19 protein-coding genes, 1 tRNA gene and 1 pseudogene are annotated in these 19,415 nt (G+C 64.1%); 6 read left to right on the forward strand and 15 right to left on the reverse strand.

The window, feature by feature from the left end; genetic code table 11:
* Positions 1–145, reverse strand: a pseudogene (locus tag A2J03_RS24270) (MBL fold metallo-hydrolase); the annotation flags it as partial.
* Between the two features lie 17 nt (positions 146–162).
* Here A2J03_RS24270 and A2J03_RS24275 point away from each other — a divergent pair.
* Positions 163–1,020, forward strand: a complete 858-nt coding sequence (locus A2J03_RS24275; protein ID WP_068379127.1) for a Gfo/Idh/MocA family protein — start codon at positions 163–165, stop codon at positions 1,018–1,020.
* 98 nt (positions 1,021–1,118) lie between these two features.
* On the opposite strand, the gene A2J03_RS24280 is transcribed toward A2J03_RS24275, so the two are convergent.
* The gene (locus A2J03_RS24280) at positions 1,119–1,574 is read right to left on the reverse strand and encodes a RidA family protein (RefSeq protein WP_068379130.1); all 456 of its coding nucleotides are present in this window, start codon (positions 1,572–1,574) and stop codon (positions 1,119–1,121) included.
* A 2-nt stretch (positions 1,575–1,576) separates the two neighbouring features.
* Complete coding sequence (locus A2J03_RS30720) at positions 1,577–1,744, reverse strand: DUF4177 domain-containing protein (RefSeq protein ID WP_089244091.1); 168 nt, start codon at positions 1,742–1,744, stop codon at positions 1,577–1,579.
* Between the two features lie 87 nt (positions 1,745–1,831).
* Between A2J03_RS30720 and A2J03_RS24285 the strand changes: the two genes are divergently transcribed.
* Together A2J03_RS24285 and A2J03_RS24290 are read left to right on the forward strand one after the other, a co-directional pair.
* Positions 1,832–2,839, forward strand: coding sequence for an ArsA family ATPase (locus A2J03_RS24285; protein ID WP_068379133.1), 1,008 nt, complete (start codon positions 1,832–1,834; stop codon positions 2,837–2,839).
* The gene (locus tag A2J03_RS24290) at positions 2,836–3,966 is read left to right on the forward strand and encodes an ArsA family ATPase (RefSeq protein ID WP_068379136.1); all 1,131 of its coding nucleotides are present in this window, start codon (positions 2,836–2,838) and stop codon (positions 3,964–3,966) included. Before A2J03_RS24285 ends, A2J03_RS24290 begins: the two co-directional genes overlap by 4 nt.
* A gap of 81 nt (positions 3,967–4,047) precedes the next feature.
* Here A2J03_RS24290 and A2J03_RS24295 read toward each other — a convergent pair whose 3' ends face one another.
* Positions 4,048–4,371, reverse strand: coding sequence for a WhiB family transcriptional regulator (locus tag A2J03_RS24295; protein ID WP_068379139.1), 324 nt, complete (start codon positions 4,369–4,371; stop codon positions 4,048–4,050).
* A 328-nt stretch (positions 4,372–4,699) separates the two neighbouring features.
* Here A2J03_RS24295 and A2J03_RS24300 point away from each other — a divergent pair, with 328 nt between their 5' ends.
* A complete protein-coding gene (locus A2J03_RS24300) occupies positions 4,700–7,057 on the forward strand; it encodes a penicillin-binding protein (protein ID WP_068379142.1) in 2,358 nt (785 codons plus the stop codon).
* A 107-nt stretch (positions 7,058–7,164) separates the two neighbouring features.
* On the opposite strand, the gene A2J03_RS24305 is transcribed toward A2J03_RS24300, so the two are convergent.
* Positions 7,165–7,629, reverse strand: a complete 465-nt coding sequence (locus A2J03_RS24305) for a GatB/YqeY domain-containing protein (protein ID WP_068379146.1) — start codon at positions 7,627–7,629, stop codon at positions 7,165–7,167.
* A 101-nt stretch (positions 7,630–7,730) separates the two neighbouring features.
* Here A2J03_RS24305 and A2J03_RS24310 point away from each other — a divergent pair, with 101 nt between their 5' ends.
* Together A2J03_RS24310 and A2J03_RS24315 are read left to right on the forward strand one after the other, a co-directional pair.
* Positions 7,731–8,729: a metallophosphoesterase gene (locus A2J03_RS24310; RefSeq protein ID WP_068379172.1), complete on the forward strand. Its 999-nt coding sequence runs from the start codon at positions 7,731–7,733 to the stop codon at positions 8,727–8,729.
* Between the two features lie 18 nt (positions 8,730–8,747).
* Positions 8,748–8,821, forward strand: a tRNA-Pro gene (locus A2J03_RS24315).
* 127 nt (positions 8,822–8,948) lie between these two features.
* Here A2J03_RS24315 and A2J03_RS24320 read toward each other — a convergent pair.
* The 10 genes from A2J03_RS24320 to A2J03_RS24365 all read right to left on the reverse strand — a co-directional run bounded on the left by A2J03_RS24320 (position 8,949) and on the right by A2J03_RS24365 (position 19,081).
* The gene (locus A2J03_RS24320; protein WP_068379149.1) at positions 8,949–10,262 is read right to left on the reverse strand and encodes a ClC family H(+)/Cl(-) exchange transporter; all 1,314 of its coding nucleotides are present in this window, start codon (positions 10,260–10,262) and stop codon (positions 8,949–8,951) included.
* Positions 10,263–10,326: 64 nt separating this feature from the next.
* Positions 10,327–11,301: an LLM class F420-dependent oxidoreductase gene (locus A2J03_RS24325; protein WP_068379175.1), complete on the reverse strand. Its 975-nt coding sequence runs from the start codon at positions 11,299–11,301 to the stop codon at positions 10,327–10,329.
* A 41-nt stretch (positions 11,302–11,342) separates the two neighbouring features.
* The gene (locus tag A2J03_RS24330; RefSeq protein WP_068379152.1) at positions 11,343–12,020 is read right to left on the reverse strand and encodes an HAD family hydrolase; all 678 of its coding nucleotides are present in this window, start codon (positions 12,018–12,020) and stop codon (positions 11,343–11,345) included.
* Between the two features lie 78 nt (positions 12,021–12,098).
* Positions 12,099–12,572, reverse strand: coding sequence for a Dps family protein (locus tag A2J03_RS24335; RefSeq protein ID WP_068379155.1), 474 nt, complete (start codon positions 12,570–12,572; stop codon positions 12,099–12,101).
* Between the two features lie 12 nt (positions 12,573–12,584).
* The gene (locus A2J03_RS24340; protein ID WP_068379158.1) at positions 12,585–14,102 is read right to left on the reverse strand and encodes a catalase; all 1,518 of its coding nucleotides are present in this window, start codon (positions 14,100–14,102) and stop codon (positions 12,585–12,587) included.
* A 34-nt stretch (positions 14,103–14,136) separates the two neighbouring features.
* Entirely contained in the window at positions 14,137–14,607 is a 471-nt protein-coding gene (locus tag A2J03_RS24345; protein ID WP_068379161.1) for a Fur family transcriptional regulator, read from the reverse strand.
* A gap of 50 nt (positions 14,608–14,657) precedes the next feature.
* Positions 14,658–15,314, reverse strand: a complete 657-nt coding sequence (locus A2J03_RS24350) for a hypothetical protein (protein ID WP_068379164.1) — start codon at positions 15,312–15,314, stop codon at positions 14,658–14,660.
* 4 nt (positions 15,315–15,318) lie between these two features.
* The gene (locus tag A2J03_RS24355) at positions 15,319–17,007 is read right to left on the reverse strand and encodes a GMC oxidoreductase (protein WP_068379167.1); all 1,689 of its coding nucleotides are present in this window, start codon (positions 17,005–17,007) and stop codon (positions 15,319–15,321) included.
* Complete coding sequence (locus A2J03_RS24360) at positions 17,004–18,491, reverse strand: flavin-containing monooxygenase (protein ID WP_068379177.1); 1,488 nt, start codon at positions 18,489–18,491, stop codon at positions 17,004–17,006. The genes A2J03_RS24355 and A2J03_RS24360 overlap by 4 nt, the downstream gene beginning before the upstream one ends.
* Positions 18,491–19,081: a TetR/AcrR family transcriptional regulator gene (locus A2J03_RS24365; RefSeq protein ID WP_442971405.1), complete on the reverse strand. Its 591-nt coding sequence runs from the start codon at positions 19,079–19,081 to the stop codon at positions 18,491–18,493. Before A2J03_RS24365 ends, A2J03_RS24360 begins: the two co-directional genes overlap by 1 nt.
* Between the last annotated feature and the right edge of the window lie 334 nt (positions 19,082–19,415).

Raw genomic sequence — 19,415 nt, forward strand, 5'->3', positions numbered from 1 at the left:
CCACCACATCGTCGCTGCCCGGTGCCCGCAGAATCCACGTGTTCGTGCCGTCGAGCGTCATCTTGCCCGGGTTGTTCGCGAGCAGAACCGCCGCCGTCGGCGTGACCTGTCGAAGCTGCCCGTAAGCCGGATGCGCGAGAGTCATAGTCGTACCTTAGGAGCATGAGAATCGGTCTGGTAGGCGCGGGTCCGTGGGCACGTGCCACACACGCACCGTCGTTGGCAGCTCATCCGGGCGTCGAATTCGCGGGAGTCTGGGCTCGGCGTCCCGACGCGGCGGCCGACATGGGTGCTGCGGTCGTCGAAAGTTACGACGAACTCCTGGCAACTGTGGACGCGGTGGCGTTCGCAGTACCGCCCGAAGTGCAATCGGGAATGGCGGTTGCTGCGGCACGCGCGGGAAGGCATGTGCTCCTCGACAAGCCGATCGCCGGGACGCTCGGCGACGCCACCGAGCTGGCCGAGGCGATCGGTCATGCCGGGGTCGGATCGATCGTCGCGTTGACTCGCCGGTTCGCGCCGGAAACGCGGGCGTTCCTGGCTGACGCCGCCGGGAAACACTGGAGTGCGGGGGCGGGAACGTGGTTGTCCGGTGCCGTACTCGGTGGGGAGTACTCGAACTCGGCCTGGCGTCACCGGGAGGGTGCCCTGTTCGATGTGGGTCCACATGTCTTCGATCTGCTCGACGTCACGCTCGGGCAGATCGTCGACGTCGTCCTGTGTCGGCGCGAGGACGCGTCGGACACCTGGACGGTGGTGCTCGAGCACGAGAGCGGCACGCTGAGTACCTCGCAGCTCTCGCTGGCGACACCGGTCCGGCCATCGGTGTTTCGGGTCGAACTCAGCGGGAGCGACGGGGTAGCGACTCTGGCGGACCGATCCACCAGTGCGACCGACTGCTTTTCAGTCCTGCTCGACGAGTTTCTCGAATCCGTAGCGACCGGCACCGAGCACTCGTGCTCGGCGAATCGAGGCCTTCACCTGCAGAAGGTGCTCGCTGGTGCTCAGGCGGCTCGGTAGCGCTCTGCTGCTTGGGGCGCGCCGCGCCCAGTGGCGCGGTTGAGTATGTTGCTGTGCACTCAACCGCGCCACTGGCGGCGGAGCCGCCTTCTCCTGCGCTAGACCTCGACTATCAGCTCGACCTCGACGGGCGCGCCGAGCGGCAGCTCGGACACCCCGACAGCCGAACGTGCGTGCACGCCCGCGTCACCGAAAATCTCGCCCAGAACGTTCGACGCCCCGTTGATCACACCGGGCTGACCGGTGAATCCGGGTGCCGACGCCACGAACCCGACTACCTTGACCACGCGCTTGATCGCGTCGACTCCGACGAGTGAATCGATGGCAGCGAGAGCATTCAACGCACAGACGCGCGCGGCGTCGGTCGCCTGCTCCGGCGGCACCTCGGCGCCGACTTTGCCGGTCGACGTCAGCTCGCCGGACACGAGCGGCAACTGACCGGCGGTGTAGACCAGGTTTCCCGTCTGCACTGCGGGCACATATGCCGCAAGCGGTGGAACGACGGCAGGCAGCTCGATCCCGAGCTCGGCGAGGCGCTCACTCCATGCAGCCACTTTCAGCCCTTCGGACGCTTGAAGTAGGCCACGAGCGTGTCGCCGCCGTTGGGGCCGGACATGATCGTGACGAGTTCCCAGCCCTCGGCGCCGTAGTTGTCGAGGATCTGCTTGGTCGCGTGGATCAGGACAGGCGCGGTGAAGTATTCCCAGGTGATCTTTTCGCTCATGCGCGTGAGCCTAGTCGGAGGCGGCGCGAGCGTGTGCGATCGATGGTTCCTCGCCAGTCGTGCACGATTCGTCTATATGGTCGTGTTGTGGGCACATCGAGTTTTGAAGGCTGGCCGAGCAAGGCGGACAGGGCACGACTGCACTTCGTCTCCGGCAAGGGCGGGACCGGCAAGTCGACGGTCGCTGCTGCACTGGCACTTGCTCTCGCTTCGGACGGCCGACGCGTACTGCTGGTCGAAGTCGAGGGCAGACAGGGCATCGCGCAGCTGTTCGACGTCCCTCCGTTGCCACCGGTCGAGACACGCGTCGCAAGCGCAGACGGCGGTGGCGAGGTGTACGCGCTCGCGATCGACATCGAAACGGCGTTCCTCGAATACCTCGACATGTTCTACAACCTCGGTTTCGCCGGCCGCGCGATGCGCAAGATCGGCGCCATCGAGTTCGCGACGACCATCGCCCCCGGCCTGCGTGACGTGCTGTTGACCGGCAAGGTCAAGGAATGCGTCGTGCGCACCGACAAGAACGGGAAACGAGTGTACGACGAGGTCGTCGTCGACTCACCGCCGACCGGCCGGATCGGCAACTTCCTCGACGTCACCAAGGCGATGGCCGACCTCGCCAAGGGCGGTCCGGTGCGCTCCCAGAGCGAAGGGGTCGTGCGACTCCTGCACTCGGCGGACACCGTCGTACATCTGGTGACGCTGCTCGAAGCACTTCCGGTGCAGGAAACCACAGACGCAGTCCGCGAACTGGAGGCAGCCGATCTGAATCTCGGCACCGTCATCGTCAACCGAACCGAACCGACCTACCTCACGCCCGAGTCGCTGCAGCATGCGGCGGAGGGAACCATCGACGCGAACGCGTTGAAGTCCGGCCTCGAAAAGGCTGGAATCACGTTGTCGGACAGCGACTTCGCGGGACTTCTCACCGAGACGATCGAACATGCGTCGACGCTGGCCGCGCAGGTAGAGAGCGGCACTCAGCTGGACGAACTCGATACCGCGCGAATGCACTTACCGATGCTTGCCGACGGCGTCGACCTCGGTGGCCTCTATGAACTTGCTGCAGAACTCAGAGAACAGGGTGTGAAATGACGCCGAAGGCAGCCCCGATCCTCGACATCGAGAAGATCTTGCTCGACGCGTCGTCGCGCATCGTCGTCGTGTGCGGAGCCGGCGGCGTCGGAAAGACGACGACTGCCGCGTCCATGGCACTGCGCGCTGCCGAACAGGGCCGAAAGGTCGTCGTTCTGACCATCGATCCGGCTCGACGACTCGCGCAGGCCCTCGGCGTCGACGAGCTCGACAATTCGCCGCAACCGGTGAAGCTGCCGGCGGGGGCGACCGGTGAACTGCACGCGATGATGCTGAACATGCGCCGGACGTTCGACGAGATGGTCATCGAGCATTCGACGCCCGAAAAGGCCGAGCAGGTCCTGGCCAACCCCTTCTACCAGACCGTTGCGTCGTCGTTCTCCGGCACGCAGGAGTACATGGCGATGGAGAAGCTCGGCCAGTTGGCGGCGGACTCGACGTGGGATCTGATCGTCGTCGACACCCCGCCGTCGCGCAATGCACTCGATTTTCTCGACGCCCCGCAGCGGCTGGGGTCGTTCCTCGACGGGCGCTTCATTCGGCTGCTGATGGCCCCCGGTCGCGGACTCACCCGAATGGTGACGAGCGCGATGGGACTGGCGCTACGCGGCGTCTCGACGGTGATCGGCAGCCAGATGCTGAGCGATGCTTCGGCTTTCGTGCAGTCTCTCGATTCGATGTTCGGCGGATTCAGAGAACGTGCAACACGTACGTACCAACTTCTCCGGGAGAGCGGCACCAGCTTCATCGTCGTTGCCGCTGCGGAACCGGATGCTCTGCGCGAGGCAGCGTTCTTCGTGGACCGGCTGAGCGGCGAAGGGATGCCATTGGCAGGTCTGGTTCTCAACCGAACCCACCCGACGCTGTCCTCGTTGCCTGCCGACCATGCGGCCACTGCAGCCGATCAACTCGCCGAGTCGGAGGACGACGCAGCGGTACTCACCGCTGCAGTACTCCGAATTCATGCCGCTCGCGCAGTGACAGCCGCCCGCGAACTCCGGTTGCTCCGACGCTTCACCTCGGCGCACCCCCGGGTCCCGATCGTGGGTGTCCCGTCGCTGCCGTTCGAGGTGTCGGATCTGCACGCGCTACGGGCCGTCGCGGATCAGCTCACCCGGTCGGCCTAGGGGCCCAAAGCCCAGTCGGCCTAGGGGCCCAAAGCCCAGTCGGCCTAGAGCCCGAAGCCCCGTCGGCAGGTCAGCGTCGGCTCAGATCGCGGCCTGCTGCTGGCGCTGCGATTCGAAGAACTCGGACCAGGAGTCCACCTCCGGGTGCTGCTTGAGCAGCGCACGCCGCTGACGCTCGGTCATTCCTCCCCAGACCCCGAACTCGACGCGGTTGTCGAGCGCGTCCGCTCCGCACTGCATGAGTACCGGGCAGTGCCGACAGATGGTCGCAGCCTTACGCTGCGCCGCACCTCGCACGAAGAGTTGGTCTGGATCCGCCCCCTTGCACCTCGCCTGCGCAACCCAGGCGATACGAGCTTCTGCTTCTTCCACATCTAGCCGCGTCGGCGCTGCTGTCATATGCATTCCGGATACCCCTTCGCAGTACGAACGTCCTTGCTGAACGTTCCAGAAGCTCTTCGACCTTTACTCCACTGCTCGAAGCACACGGATCTAGGAGCTGCCCCACATTCATATACAAGTGTTATGTGAATCACACCGTGCTCATAATTTAGGTAAATCCGGCGGCGAACGCAAGACGAGCGAGCCAACTTTCTGGTACGGACGTCCCGACCTGCGGTTCCGCAGATCGCCGACGGGCTCGGGCAGGCTCGAAGTCGACACATCCGCTCGTGACCGCTGGGACTGCCGCCGTCGTCCACGTACGCTGTGCTTCGTGTCCGTTGGAAAAACCGTGGCGAAGCTCGCCGGATGTTCCGCACTTGCAGGTGCGCTGTTGGCCGGAGTGATGTTCCCGTTGGCAGGTGGGTTCGGCTACGCCTCGAACCGCGCCGCCGACACCGTCGACAATGTCTCGGCCGAACTCGTCGAAGGCGCAGTTCCCGCTGTCTCCACGATGGTCGACTCCGCGGGCAACCCCATCGCGTGGCTGTACGAGCAGCGCCGCTTCGAGGTACCGAGCGACCAGATCTCCAACGAGATGAAGCTCGCTATCGTCTCCATCGAGGACAAGCGCTTCGCCGAGCACCAGGGCGTCGACTGGCAGGGCACCCTGCGCGCCTTCCTGACGAACACCACCAGCGGCCAGGTCGAGCAAGGTGCATCCACGCTCGATCAGCAGTACGTGAAGAACTACCAGCTGCTCGTGGTCGCCAAGACCGACGCCGAACGACGCGCAGCCATCGAGACGACGCCCGCCCGTAAGATCCGCGAGATCCGGATGGCGCTGACGCTCGACAAGGAACTGACCAAGGACGAAATCCTCACCAGGTACCTCAACCTGGTTCCATTCGGCAATTCCTCGTTCGGCATCCAGGACGCCGCGCAGACCTACTTCGGAATCGACGCGAGTCAGCTCGACGCCAAGCAGTCCGCAATGCTCGCGGGCATGGTGCAGTCCAGCTCCGCCCTGAACCCGTACACCAACGAAGAGGGCGTTACCGAACGCCGCAACATCGTGCTGGACACGATGATCCAGAACATCCCCGAACGCGCCGACGAATTCCGTCAGGCCAAGACCGAACCGCTCGGGGTTCTTCCGGTGCCGCAGACCCTCCCCCGCGGTTGCATTGCTGCGGGTGACCGCGGGTTCTTCTGTGACTACGCACTGCAGTACCTGGCCGATGCCGGTATCAGCCGCGAGCAGATCGACAAGGGCGGCTACCTGATTCGCACCACGCTCGACCCTGCGGTCCAGAACTCCACCAAGGCTTCGCTCGTGTCGAACTCGAGCCCGGGTCTCGACGGCGTTGCCACCGTCATGAACGTCATCGCGCCCGGTCAGGACTCGCACCGCATCCTCGCGATGGGGAGCAGCCGAACGTACGGGCTCGACGCCGACGCCGACCAGACGGTCCAGCCGCAGCCCTACTCGCTCGTCGGACACGGTGCCGGGTCGATCTTCAAGGTGTTCACCACCGCCGCGGCGATGGAACGCGGTCTCGGCACGAGTGCGACGCTTCAGGTTCCGCGGCGAGCAGAGGTCAAGGGACTCGGCGACGGCGGTGCACGTGGTTGCCCGGCCAACACCTACTGCGTCGAGAACGCAGGCAACTACCCGGCGTCACTGTCCATGACCGACGCGCTCGCCCAGTCGCCCAACACGGCGTTCGTGAAGCTGATCGAGTCGGTCGGTGTGACGCCGACCGTCGACATGTCGGTTCGCCTCGGGCTGCGCTCCTATGCGGAACCCGGCACATCCGGTTTCGACGAGCAGAGCATGGCGGACTTCCAGAAATCGCAGAACCTCGGTTCGTACACACTCGGTCCGACCTGGGTGAACCCCTTGGAGTTGTCCAACGTCGCGGCGACGCTCGCGTCCGGTGGCAAGTGGTGCCCGCCGACACCGATCGACTCCGTCTTCGACCGCGAAGGCAAGCAGGTTCCAGTCACCCAGCAGGCATGCGAGCAGGTCGTGGAACCAGGTCTGGCCAACACTCTCGCCAACGCGATGAGCAAGGACGATCAAGCCGGCGGCACCTCCGCGGCGGCTGCAGGTTCGGTCGGTTGGACGCTCCCGATGTCCGGCAAGACCGGAACCACCGAATCGCACATGTCGTCCGGATTCCTCGGCTTCACCAACCGCTACGCGGCTGCGGTGTACACCTACGGCGACTCCCCCACCCCCGGTGAAATCTGCTCGTTCCCGCTCCGGCCGTGTGGCTCCGGAAATCTCTTCGGCGGTAACGAGCCGGCCCGCACCTGGTACGACGCGATCGACCCGGTAGCCAACAACTTCGGTCCCGTCGAATTGCCGCCGGTGGACCAGAAGTACGTCCGCGGTTCGGCCAACGGTCAGGTGCCAGACGTGACCGGGCAGAGCCAGAGCAGCGCCACCTCGACGCTGCAGGGGGCAGGCTTCCAGGTGACCGTGGCGACCACTGCCAACTCGGCGGCACGCGGAACTGTGACGGGCGTTTCCCCGTCGGGCTCCGCAATACCGGGATCGACCATCACGATCTATGTCAGCGACGGTTCGGTCCGGCAAGCTCCTGCGGCCCCGGCCGCCCCGGCATTGCCGAACATCGAGATACCGGCCTTGCCTCCGAACATCCAGATCCCGGCGATCCCGGGTCTGACGGTGCCTCGCTAGCTGTTGGCGGCTCCGCCGCCAGTGGCACGGTTAAGTGCACTGGGATGCACTCAACCGTGCCACTGGCGCGTAGCGCTTCCGGGCCGACTGGCGCGGAGCGCTCAGGGCTACAGACGATCCTTCACAGCCTTCGAGACCCGAGTACCGTCCGCCTTTCCTGCGGCGAGAGCCGACGCAGCCTTCATGACCTGGCCCATCTGCTTCATGCCCGGGCGCTGTCCGATTTCCTCGGCGACCTGTGCGATAGCTGTATCCGCAACATCGGCCAACTCGGCATCGGTCAGCGGGGTCGGAAGGTACTCGTCGATGATCTGAGCTTCGGCGCGTTCGTTCGCAGCCAGCTCGCCGCGACCGTTCTCGGTGTAGACCTCCGCCGATTCTCCGCGCTTCTTCGACTCCTTCGCGAGTACCTTCAGCACCTGCTCGTCGGTCAGATCGTGAGCTTCCTTACCGGAAACTTCTTCGGTCTGAATCGCAGCGAGAAGCATGCGTATCGTGGCTGTGCGCAGCTTGTCCCTCGCCTTCATGGACGTGGTGAGGTCGGATCGAAGCTGAGACTTGAGTTCGGACATGTACCGGAACGCTACGCGCGCTCGACTCGAGCGCGCACGTCGATTAGCCGTCCTGCCGTATCGTGGTCGGTGTGTCCGTGAAAAAGAATGCATCACCGCTTCTGTCGGCGGGTCTTCTCGCGGCAGCGTCGCGCGCCCGAAGCACTGCCGCGAACGCTCCCGTACAGACCGCCGCCCTCGCCACCGCAGGAGCGGCGGCACTCGGACTCGGATACGCCACTCTGATCGAACGCAACGCGTTCACACTGCGTGAGACGTCCATGGCGGTTCTGGAGCCGGGCTCGGCATCGCTCCGCGTCCTGCACATCAGCGACCTGCACATGATGCCCGGTCAGCGCCTCAAGCAGAATTGGCTTCGCGAGCTCGATCGCCTGGAACCAGACCTCGTGGTCAATACGGGCGACAACCTGTCACATCCGAAATCGGTCCCCGCCGTCGTCCAGTCACTCGGTCCACTCCTGTCGCGGCCCGGACTGTTCGTCTTCGGCAGCAACGACTACTTCGCCCCGAAACCGAAGAATCCGCTGAAGTACTTCAACAAGAACCACACCCGCGTCCTCGGCGAATCCCTCCCCTGGCGGGATCTACGTGCGGCGTTCACCGAGCGCGGTTGGCACGATGTGACGCACGTGCGCCGCGAACTGGAGATCGCCGGTGTCCGCATCGCGTCGGCCGGCGTCGACGATCCGCACTTGAAACGCGACCGCTACGACACCATCGCCGGCCAGCCCAATCCACTCGCCGATCTACGGCTGGGCATCACGCACTCGCCGGAGCCGCGGGTGCTCGACAAGTTCGCCGACGACGGATACGACCTTGTTCTCGCCGGGCACACCCACGGCGGCCAATTGTGCCTGCCGTTCTACGGTGCCCTGGTGACCAATTGCGACATCGATCGCTCCCGGGTCAAGGGTCCGTCGAAGTGGGGTACGCACACGCAGCTACACGTGTCCGCGGGCATCGGTACCTCGCCATACGCTCCCGCGCGATTCTGCTGCCGACCGGAAGCAACTCTCCTGACGCTCACACCGGCACCACGCACTGGCCCAAAAGAGGGGTCGGACGAGGGCGTTTCGCGTTCCGAGGCAGTCGTAAGCTAGACTTCTGCTCGCGGTACACGGGGTGTGGCGCAGCTTGGTAGCGCGCTTCGTTCGGGACGAAGAGGTCGTGGGTTCGAATCCCGCCACCCCGACAGCATCGAAAATGAGACCCGCCTGATCACTCAGGCGGGTCTCTTTTTCAGTTTCGCAAGACAATAGCGCCATGACCGAGAGCTTCGAGGGCGCGTCGCCGGTTGGTGAGCAAGCGACACACAGGGTTCAAGCGTCGCCCAGCATTCGGTGGCGCAGACTGTCGTAGATCGGCGGTGATCCGGCAACCTGCGCGACGAGGACGGCAGCAGCGGTCGCAGCGATCATCGGGACGGTCACCGACGTCACCGCGGTCATCTCGATGACTATGACGATGCCGGTGATCGGTGCTCGCACCACGGCACCGAACAGCGCGGCCATTCCGACGACGATCATCGCCGGAAGCGACGGGGTGTACAGCTCCGGCGCGACGGCGTCGGCGATCCCTGCGATCAGAGCTCCCCAGAGAGCGCCGAGTGCGAGCAGCGGCGCGAACAGTCCGCCTGGCGTCGCCGAGGCGTAGGACAGCGGCCCGGTGATCAAGCGGATGGCCAGGAACCCGACGAGTATCGCGACCGCCGGATTTCCGCCCCCGATCAGCGACTGCACCAGTGCGTCGCCCCCACCGGCGTAGGCCTGGTCCATCGTCATCAGCGCGCCGACGACTGCGCCGATCAGTACGGCGCGGACCGTCGGCGGCACGTCGTCGAAGCTCTCGGCGACGTCGAGCGATCCGAGAATCATCTTGTTGTAGAGAACCCCGAGGATTCCTGCCGACAATCCGAAGACGACGAAGTACGGCAGTAGCGCGATCGACGGTGTGTCGATGCCGCCGACGAAGAAGTCGGGTCTGTCCCCGTTGATGATTCGCGAACAGCCTGTCCCGAAGGCCACCGCGATCAGAGTGGGCAGCACGGTCCGCAGGCGGAACGACTTCGTTACTTCCTCGAAGACGAACACGGCTCCCCCGATGGGGGCGTTGAAGGCTACGGCGAGACCGGCGCCCGCAACCGAGGATTGCATCGACACAGAGTCCTCGCTGTTCAGCCGCGCTCTCCGACCCGCCTCCGCCCCGACTGCCGCTCCCATGTGCACAGTGGGTCCCTCACGGCCCAGCACCAGTCCCGAACCGATCGAGAGCAGCCCCCCGAAGAACTTCGCCGGGATCACCCGGAGCGGCGGAGACTGGGCCTCTCCCCTGGCGACGGCCTCGACATGTTGAATACCGCTGCCGGCGGCCAGAGGCGTCCACTTCACGATCAACGCGGCAAGGCCTGCTCCACCGGCAGTGATCGCGATGGGAATCAGCAGGGCGGGCGCCGGCGCAGCGTGAGCCCACTGCAGAAGCTCGAGCCTCAGTTCGTCCGCTTGTCGCAGGCACCATCGGAACGCTCCGCCGACGAACCCGATCACCACTCCGCAGATGGCCGCCACCCAGCACAGCCGCCACAGCCCGAGTGCCTTCGGACTGCCCGCTGTCCGGTCTCGTGTCCCACGGTTCATCTCGCTCCTGGACGCCGACGAAGCTACTACCGTCGGCGTCCACTATTACAGGTGGAGCGTGCTTTCAGCCTGCTGATGCGGCTCGCAACTTTTCGAGCAGCGGTCCCGCTGCCTCCGCCAGGAATCGCTCCTGCGTCTCGTCGCCGACCTGTACGAGCGCGATGTCGGTGTAGCCGGCCTCCCAGTACGGCTTGACGGCCTCGACGATCGCATCGAGGTCAGGGCCGCACGGAATCGTCTCTGCCACATCCTCTTTCCTGACGAACTTCGTGGCGCCGGCGAACCCGGCAGTCGTCGGCAGGTCCGCGTTGACCGCCCATCCACCAGCGAACCAGCGAAACCGGTCGTGCGCGCGCTCGATGGCAGCGTCCTTGTCAGGGTCCCACGAAATCGGGATCTGTCCGATTGCCCTCGCCGGTCCCTGATGATTGTCGGCCCATGCCTTCACCAGGTCGGGATTCGGCTCGGTGGCGATCAGATGATGGCCGTAGTCCGCGAAACGCGCGATCGCTTTCTCCCCTCCGGCCGCGATGCCGATGGGGACGCCTGCCTCGGGCATATCCCAGATTCGTGCCGAGTCGACACGAAAGTGCTTGCCTTCGTACGTGACCAGCCCGCCCTTGTGCAATAGCTCGATGATCTCGAGGGCCTCGACGAACATGTCCTGACGCTTGTCGACCGACGGCCACCCCTCACCGACCACATGCTCGTTGAGGTTCTCACCGCTGCCGAGGCCGAGCGTGAACCGACCGTCGGCGAGGATCTGGAGCGTCGCGGCTTTCTGCGCGACGACAGCTGGGTGGTACCGCATGATCGGACACGTCACGAAGGTCATCAGTTCGACGTGTTCGGTGACCTGCGCGACAGCTCCCAAAGTGGTCCAGGCGTACGGTGAGTGGCCCATCGAAGACAACCACGGCGAGTAGTGATCGCTCATCACCTCGAAGTCGAAACCGACGTTCTCGGCGCCGGCCGCATACTTCACGAGTTCTTTGGGACCGGACTGCTCGGTCATGAGTGTGTAGCCGAAATTCGTCATGCTTTCGCTCCTGAGTTCTTGATCGTGGCCATCCAGGCGACTCATAGGTCGGCGAGCCTCGCAATGGGGCTCTCACCGAAGCGTTCGATGAGATCGGCTGGGTCGTCGAATACGGCTTCGGCTCCTGCCGAACGCAATTCGGCGTCCGGCACGCCCCCACAGCGAACGCCGATTCCAGTGACCCCCGCCGCGCGCGACGCCTTCATGTCCCAGACACTGTCGCCGATCATGACCGCGTCGGCGGGCTCGACACCTGCTCGATCCAATGCGACCTGGACGATTTCCGGGTTCGGCTTCGCGACATCGGCGTCCTCCGACGAAGTCACGACCGACACGATGTCCTCGACGTCCAGCAAGTCGCGCAGGTAAGCAAGTTCACTCTCGGGCGCAGAAGTAGCGAGCACGGCAGTCAAACCCGTATCACTCACGCGCTGCAGCAGTTCCCGAGCGCCGGGAAGGATGTGCAAACGCCCGCTCGCTTCACCGTAGTAGCGGCTGTGCAGGTCTTTCGCTTCGAGCGCGGCAGCACTGACGGCGGAGCCGACGAGCGATTCGAGCAACTTGTCGCCGTCCATACCGATGCATCGGTGAATCCTCCACGACGGCGCTTCCACACCCACGTCGGCGAACGCGCGCGACCAGGTGTCGACGTGCACGTAATTCGAATCGACCAGTGTGCCGTCGATATCGAACAGAACTGCGCCTGAGGTCGGTGTCATTGTCGTCGGCTACCCGGCCTGTCGGGCCACGAAACACGAAAGGCCCCTCCCTGCCGGAAGGGGCCTTCGCTCGACAACTCAGTCGACCTGGGCTTGCCACATCCAGTGCAGCTGCTCCAAGCGAGCCGTGATGGAAATCAGCAGGTCCTGGGTGACCGGATCGGCCGCCTCGGTATCGGCGATGCGATCGCGGAGACGATCGATCACTGCAGCGAGATTGTCGACGATCGCAGCAGTGACCTGCTCGTCCTTGGTCCAACCTTCGCCGAATCCCTTGGTTCCTGCCGAGGCACTGACGGTTGCAGAGCGACCGTCAGGGCTGACACCGATTGCCGTGGCGCGTTCGGCCGCCTGATCGGTGAACTCACGGGCCGCCGCAACCAGTTCGTCGAGGCCAAGGTGCACCGAGCGGAAGTTCCGTCCGATGACGTTCCAGTGCGCCTGCTTCGCGATCAAGGACAGGTCGATCAAATCGACTACCGTGCCCTGCAACGCATCTCCGGCGATCTTCTGCTGGCCTGCGTCGAGCGTGCTCGAGATGGGGTTACTCATAGTCATTCCTCCTCAGACCTTCTCGGCTTCGTCACCGGGGGTGGTCGGCGACTGACTGGTGGTCGGCGCGGAGCCGGACTGGCCTGCGCGCACTCCTTCTTCGACCTTCTTGCCGAGGTCGGCGTCGACGTTCTTCCAGTACTCGAAGACCCGCGCCAGGACATCCTCGGTCACGCCGTTGAGGGCGTGTCCGATGATGTTGCCTGCCAACCGTTCTCGCTGAGCATCGTCCATGACCTCGCGAACGAGGGTGCCGGCTTGCACGAAATCGCCGTCCTCCGGATGCTCGATGTAGCCGGTACGCACGAACCGCGGCTCGAAATCCCACGAACCGTCGTCGCCGTACTTCTCGGTGTTCGCGTGCGGGCCGCCGTACGAGTTGGGCGCGTAGACGGGAGTGTCCGCCGAGTTGAACGAGTACCGCATCGCACCGTCTTTGGAGTACGAATTGACCGGTGATTTGGGTGCATTGACGGGAAGCTGGGCGTAGTTCGCGCCGATCCGGTAGCGATGCGCGTCGGCGTAGGAGAAGATTCGGCCCAGCAGCATCTTGTCCGGGCTGGCACCGATTCCGGGAACGAGGTTCGACGGCTCGAACGAGCTCTGCTCGATCTGCGCGTGGAAGTTCTCCGGGTTGCGGTTCAAGGTCATCTTGCCGACCTCGATCAGCGGGTAGTCCTTCTGCGACCAGACCTTGGTGAGGTCGAACGGGTTGAACTTGTAGTTCTCCGCGTCGTCGTAGGGCATGATCTGCACCTTCAAGGTCCAGCTCGGGAAGTTGCCTTCCTTGATCGAGCCGAAGAGATCCTGACGGTGGTGATCGGGTGAGGTTCCGGCCAGCTCGTCGGCCTTCTCCTGCGTCAGGAAATCGACGCCCTGATCGGTCTTGAAGTGGAATTTGACCCAGTTACGCTCGCCCGCATCGTTGATCAGCTGGAACGTGTGCGAACCGAATCCATCCATGTGCCGGTACGACTTCGGGATGCCGCGGTCGCCCATCAGCCAAGTGACCTGGTGCGCGGTCTCCGGAGACAGAGTCCAGAAGTCCCATTGCATGTTGTGATCGCGCAGACCGGAGTCGGGCATACGCTTCTGGCTGCGGATGAAGTCCTGGAACTTGATCGGGTCCTTGACGAAAAAGACCGGGGTGTTGTTTCCGACCAGATCCCAGTTGCCTTCCTCGGTGTAGAACTTCAGCGAGAAGCCGCGCGGGTCGCGCCAGGTGTCGGGGCTTCCCTGCTCGCCTGCGACAGTGGAGAAGCGCGCCAGCATCTCGGTCTTCGCACCGGGCTGCAGCGCCTTCGCTTTGGTGAACTTGCTGATATCGCCGGTGATTTCGAGTTCACCGAATGCACCTGCACCCTTGGCGTGTACGACGCGCTCCGGTACCCGCTCACGGTTGAACTGCGCCATCTTCTCGATGAGGTAGTGGTCGTGCAGAAGAATCGGGCCCTGCGTGCCCGCAGTCAGCGACTGGTCGTCACTGGGTACTGGAATTCCTGAATTGCTGGTGGTGGCTGGCTCGGTCATATACAAAGCCTCCTAAAGAGATGGGTCTGGTTGTCTAGGTAGTGGATATAGCCGGAACCGGCACAGTTGAATCGCTGGCCGACGCGCAGTCGGAGCACAATCCCCAGAACACGATTTCGGCTTCCTCGACGACGAACCCGGCGGATTCGGACGATTCGAGGCACGGCGCTGCGCCGACGACACAATCGACGTCGACCACTTTCCGGCATCCACGACAGACCAGGTGGTGATGGTTGTCGCCCGTGCGAGTTTCGTACAGCGCCGGTGAGCCGGCCGGTTCGATGCGACGCAGCAGACCTGCATTGACGCATGCGCGCAACACGTCGTATACGGCCTGCATCGACACCGAACCCGCCTCGGCTCGTACCACCGCGGCCACGTCGTCGGCATCCGAATGCGGCCGGGCTGCGACCGCATTCAGAACCGCCACACGCGGACCTGTGACACGCAGACCCACGGAACGCAATTGCGCTACCGGGTCCTTCGTCACATTGTCCAATGGCATGACTCGAGTATGCCCCTTTTCTGGAGTAAGTCAAGAAAAGGGCGGAGCAGCTACACTTCTACGTCGCTGACCAGCCGCGACGGTCCTGTCGCCATCTTCCCCGAGACGATTTGAAGACCGAAATGGGTGCCCGAGCGGAGCCACGAACCCAGCGACGGACCGTGCGCGTCGACCTCGACCCGACACAGCCGTGCCTTCCCTGTCAGCTTCGCTCCGGCCAGAGCCAGTTCTTCGTCGACTGGCTGCGCGAACCCGAGGGCGCCCTTGATCGGAAATGCGGGTCCAACGCCCTTGGCGTCTGCGTGTACCGCCCAGCCGTCACCGGACGCCGAGGATCGAGCGAGGACTTCGCCTCCGAAATTCGCGAGCACCTTCGGCAGATGCCAGTGCGTGCGGCCACCGTGCACGGACACGTCCGAGTCGACGGCAATGAACGGAACCGACATCCTCGGCATCGCGCCCAGCCCGTGGCCAGGGCGTCGGAGGACCGGACTCGCCAGGATCTCGCGATACGGCCCTACCGGGGAGCTGAGATAGTCGACGACCATCACCAACGTCACTGGCACGACCTTCTGCGGCAGCAGAGCACGTCCCGACGGCGTGGCGCGGTGCCACCAGATGGTTGCTCTCACGTCCGCGGGCCACGGCGGAGGCGGGCTCTGGGGCCAGTCGGTGCGGGTGGTTTCGGACTCGCTCACGCTCCACATGGTTCTAGGATCCTTTCACCGTAAGGGGAAGCCGCAACGCACCTGGCGCACTGGCGGGGACGACAGGACGCCTGGGCTGCGTCGGCGCGATCTCACGGTAGCCGGAGCCGAGCGGCGCACGCTTGTCCTGCTCGCCCTTGTTCGGCCACAGCGCCATGGCTCGTTCTGCCTGCGCAGTGATGGTCAGGGACGGATTGACTCCGAGGTTGGCGCTCACCGCCGATCCGTCGACCACATGCAAGCCCTCATGCCCGAAGACCCGGTGATACGCGTCGACGACGCCGTGGTCGGGTGCTGCCCCGATCGCACATCCACCGAGGAAGTGAGCGGTCATCGGGATGTTGACGATCTCGGCTATCGATCCTCCCGGGTCGCCACCGATCTTGTCCGCGAGCAGTCGAATGGCTTCGTGTCCCTGCGGAATCCACTGGGGTGGTGGGTTCCCCTGCCCGGGACGACTGGTGAGGCGCCGACCGAAGTACCCCTTCTTCGAGCCCAGTTCGAGGGAGTTGTCGTCGGTCTGCATGACGAGTGCAATGACCGTGCGCTCGGACCAGCGCCGCACCGACAGGCTGCGCAGAGCCGCCCCGGGATGACGCAGCGCCACGCCGAGCGTCTTGAGGACTCGAGGCGTCCGTCCACCACCGTCGCTGAGGACCGTCTGCAGCAGACCGATTGCGTTGCTGCCCTTGCCGTATCGGACGGGCTCGATGTGGGTGTGATCGTCGGGATGGAACGAGGAGGTGATCGCCACGCCTTCGGTGTAGTTGATCTCCCTGCCGCGCGCAGTGGCGGCGAGCACGGCTTCGGAGTTGGTACGCACCATACTGCCGATCCGGTCCGACACACCAGGCAGCTGGCCGGTCTCCTTCATCGCGAGCATGAGCTTCTGGGTGCCGTAGGTGCCGGCCGCGAAGACCACCTGATCTGCCGTCATGACGGTCTCCGCGCGTCGGAGCTTTCCCCCGGTTCTGCGTGTCACCACCTCGTAGCCACCGCTGGCTCGCGGCCGCACCGCGGTGACCGTGGTGAGCGGAAACACCTCGGCCCCTGCTTGTTCCGCCAGGTACAAGTAGTTCTTGACGAGGGTGTTCTTTGCGCCGACGCGGCATCCAGTCATGCAGGATCCGCACTCGGTGCACCCGGTTCGCGTCGGTCCGACTCCGCCGAAGAACGGGTCGGCAGACTGGGCGCCCGGCGTTCCGAAGAACACGCCCACCGGTGTACTCGTGAAGGTGTCGCCGACGCCCATGTCCTCGGCAACTTCTTTCATCACCTTGTCCGACGGTGTGATCGTCGGATTCGTTTCCACACCCAGCATGCGTTTGGCCTGGTCGTAGTACGGGCTCAACTCGCGGTGCCAGTCGGTGATGTCACCCCACTGCGGGTCCTCGAAAAAGCGCTTGGGTGGTTGGTACAGCGTGTTCGCGTAGTTGAGCGAGCCACCGCCCACTCCAGCACCCGCCATCACGAGGACATCGGGAAGCAGGTGGATCCGTTGTACGCCGTAGCAACCGATCGCCGGCGCCCACAGGTACTTGCGCAGCCGCCAACTCGTCTTCGGAAGCTCGTCGTCGGCGAACCGACGTCCGGATTCGAGAACGCCTACCCTGTAGCCCTTTTCGGTGGCGCGAAGAGCAGCGACGCTTCCACCGAACCCGGAGCCGATCACCAGTACATCGAAGTCGCTCATACCTGCTGCCCTTCCTTGGCTGGAATTCCCCGGTAGTGGGATACATCGAACGTTCGAGTCGAGTTACGGAAGGTGAACGTGTAGGTCGGCCACATCACGGGATTACGCCCCTCCGAGTCGAGGTACCAACTCGAGCACCCACCCGAATTCCACACGGTGCCCGCAAGCGAGTCGTGGATCCATGAGTTGTACTGCTGTTGAGACTGTTCCGTCACCTCTACCGCCGACAATCGACGTTCGGCCATCTGCCGCAGGGCTTCCGCGACGTAGGTCGCCTGAGACTCGAGCATGTAGACGATGGAGCTGTGGCCGAGGTTGGTGTTCGGACCGTACATCAGGAACAAGTTGGGAAATCCGTGAACAGTGGTCCCGCGGAACGCATTGGGGCTTCCACCCCAGTACTCGGCGAGGGTTCGACCGTCCGTGCCGACCAGCGCGTGGGACACGGGAGGTTCGGTCGGAGTGAAGCCCGTCGCAAAGATGATGGTGTCCACCGGGTAGGAGCGGCCGTCTGCATCGACGACCGCGTCTTCGGTGATGCCGGTCAATCTGCTTGCCACGAGGTCGACGTCCGGACGATCCAACGTCTTCAGCCAGTCGTTGGACAGCAGGATCCGCTTGCAGCCCAGCATGAAGTCGGGAGTCAACGCAGCGCGCTTGGCCGTGTTCTTCACCTGACGGCGAAGATGGACCTTCGCTATGGTGGTGATCGCAGGGAGCACCTTCGGATGGTGGGCGAGTGCAGTGACGTATGCCTCACGGTAACCGTAGATGACACCACGGACCACTTTCTGCGACAACGGAACCCGTCGATACAACGCCTTCTCCAGACGCCCGAGCGTGCGATCCAGTCTCGGGATCACCCAGGCGGGCGTCCGCTGGAATACTGTGAGTCGAGCTGCTCGGTCGGCAATTTCCGGGACGAACTGCACCGCCGATGCGCCGGTTCCGATGACCGCGACACGTTCACCGGTCAGATCGTGCTCGTGATTCCACGTTGCCGAGTGGAACATCGCGCCTCGGAACCTGTCGATTCCCGGCACGTCGGGAAGCTTGGGTGTCGACAATGCACCCGTCGCGGCTACCAGGACGTCCGCTGTCAGGGATCCCTTCGACGTCCTAACCACCCAGTGAGATTCTGCGGAATTCCAGGCGGCGGAGAGCAATTCGCACTCGGTGACAATTCGCTTTCGAAGGCCGGTGGAATCGACCACCCCTCGAAGGTATCGGTAGATCTCCGGCTGCCGGGCGAACGTGTGCGTCCAGTCCGGGCTCGGTGCGAAAGAGAACGAGTACAGCGATGTCGGCACATCGCACGCGCAGCCCGGGTACGTGTTGTCTCGCCACGTTCCCCCGACATCGCCGGCTCGTTCGATGATCACGACATCGGCGCCGGGATCCTCGGCGAGGACTTTCGACGCCGCCGCGATACCCGCGAATCCCGCACCGACTACCAGAACCCGAACGGACTCGGGGAGTGTCATCATTCCGACACCTTCGCTTCCCAGATTGGCAACAAACGACTGCGTAGTGCCGCATCGGCCTCCGCTGTCCTGAACAATGCGGACACTGCGAGTCCGCGCGCGAGTTCGATGCTGAGCTCGATCGATTCGCTCGACATTCGACCACCCATGATTGCGGTGGCACCTCCCATGATCGCCTCGGAGACGCGTCGTTCGAGCGGAAGCATCGCCTCGTGCAGCGCTGGATCGGTTCTGGCCGCTACCCACAGCTCGAGGGCCGCATGGAACAGCGGGCCCGAGAACGCCTCGCTGAGCACCTCCACGCCGCGCTCCGGGTCAGGGTCGGTTGCAAGAATCTCGTCGAGGCGCCGGTCTACGAGATGCTCGACGGCCGCGATCACCAGCAATTCCTTCGTCGGGAAGTGGTGTAGCTGCGCGCCTCGCGAGACACCTGCCCGGCGGGCGATTTCCTGGGTACTGGTCTTGGCGAAGCCGATCTCGACGAGGCATTCGATGGCAGCGTCCAGGAGTTTCGCCTGGGTTCCTGCGGTGCGTTCGGCTTGAGTTCGCCGTTCTGGGGCCTCGGTGCTCTGGGTCACACCGACGACCATAGCCCCAAATCAACAAACAGTCCAGACTGCTTGTAAATAGTCCGGCTGACCCTTCAGCGCTCGCCCTCACACCGTGCCGGAAGGTTCGCTTCGATCACTGCGTTCCAATCGATTTCCAACACTGCCGCCCTAGGCTCTGCCTTCGATCGAGGTCGGGTTACCGGGAGTGTTTGAGAGAATCGAGGACACATGAACCGTTCGAGTAGAGGCGCACGCTGTGCAGCTGCCGCCGCAACATTGGCTGTGGTGATCGGTCTCGCTGCATCATGCAGCAGCGACTCCGAGGGTTCGGCATCGGGCGAATCCACATCGGCCGCCGCGACCACGACCACCG

It is taken from the genome of Rhodococcus sp. EPR-157 (assembly GCF_001647195.1).
In the GTDB taxonomy this organism is placed as follows: Bacteria; Actinomycetota; Actinomycetes; order Mycobacteriales; family Mycobacteriaceae; genus Rhodococcoides.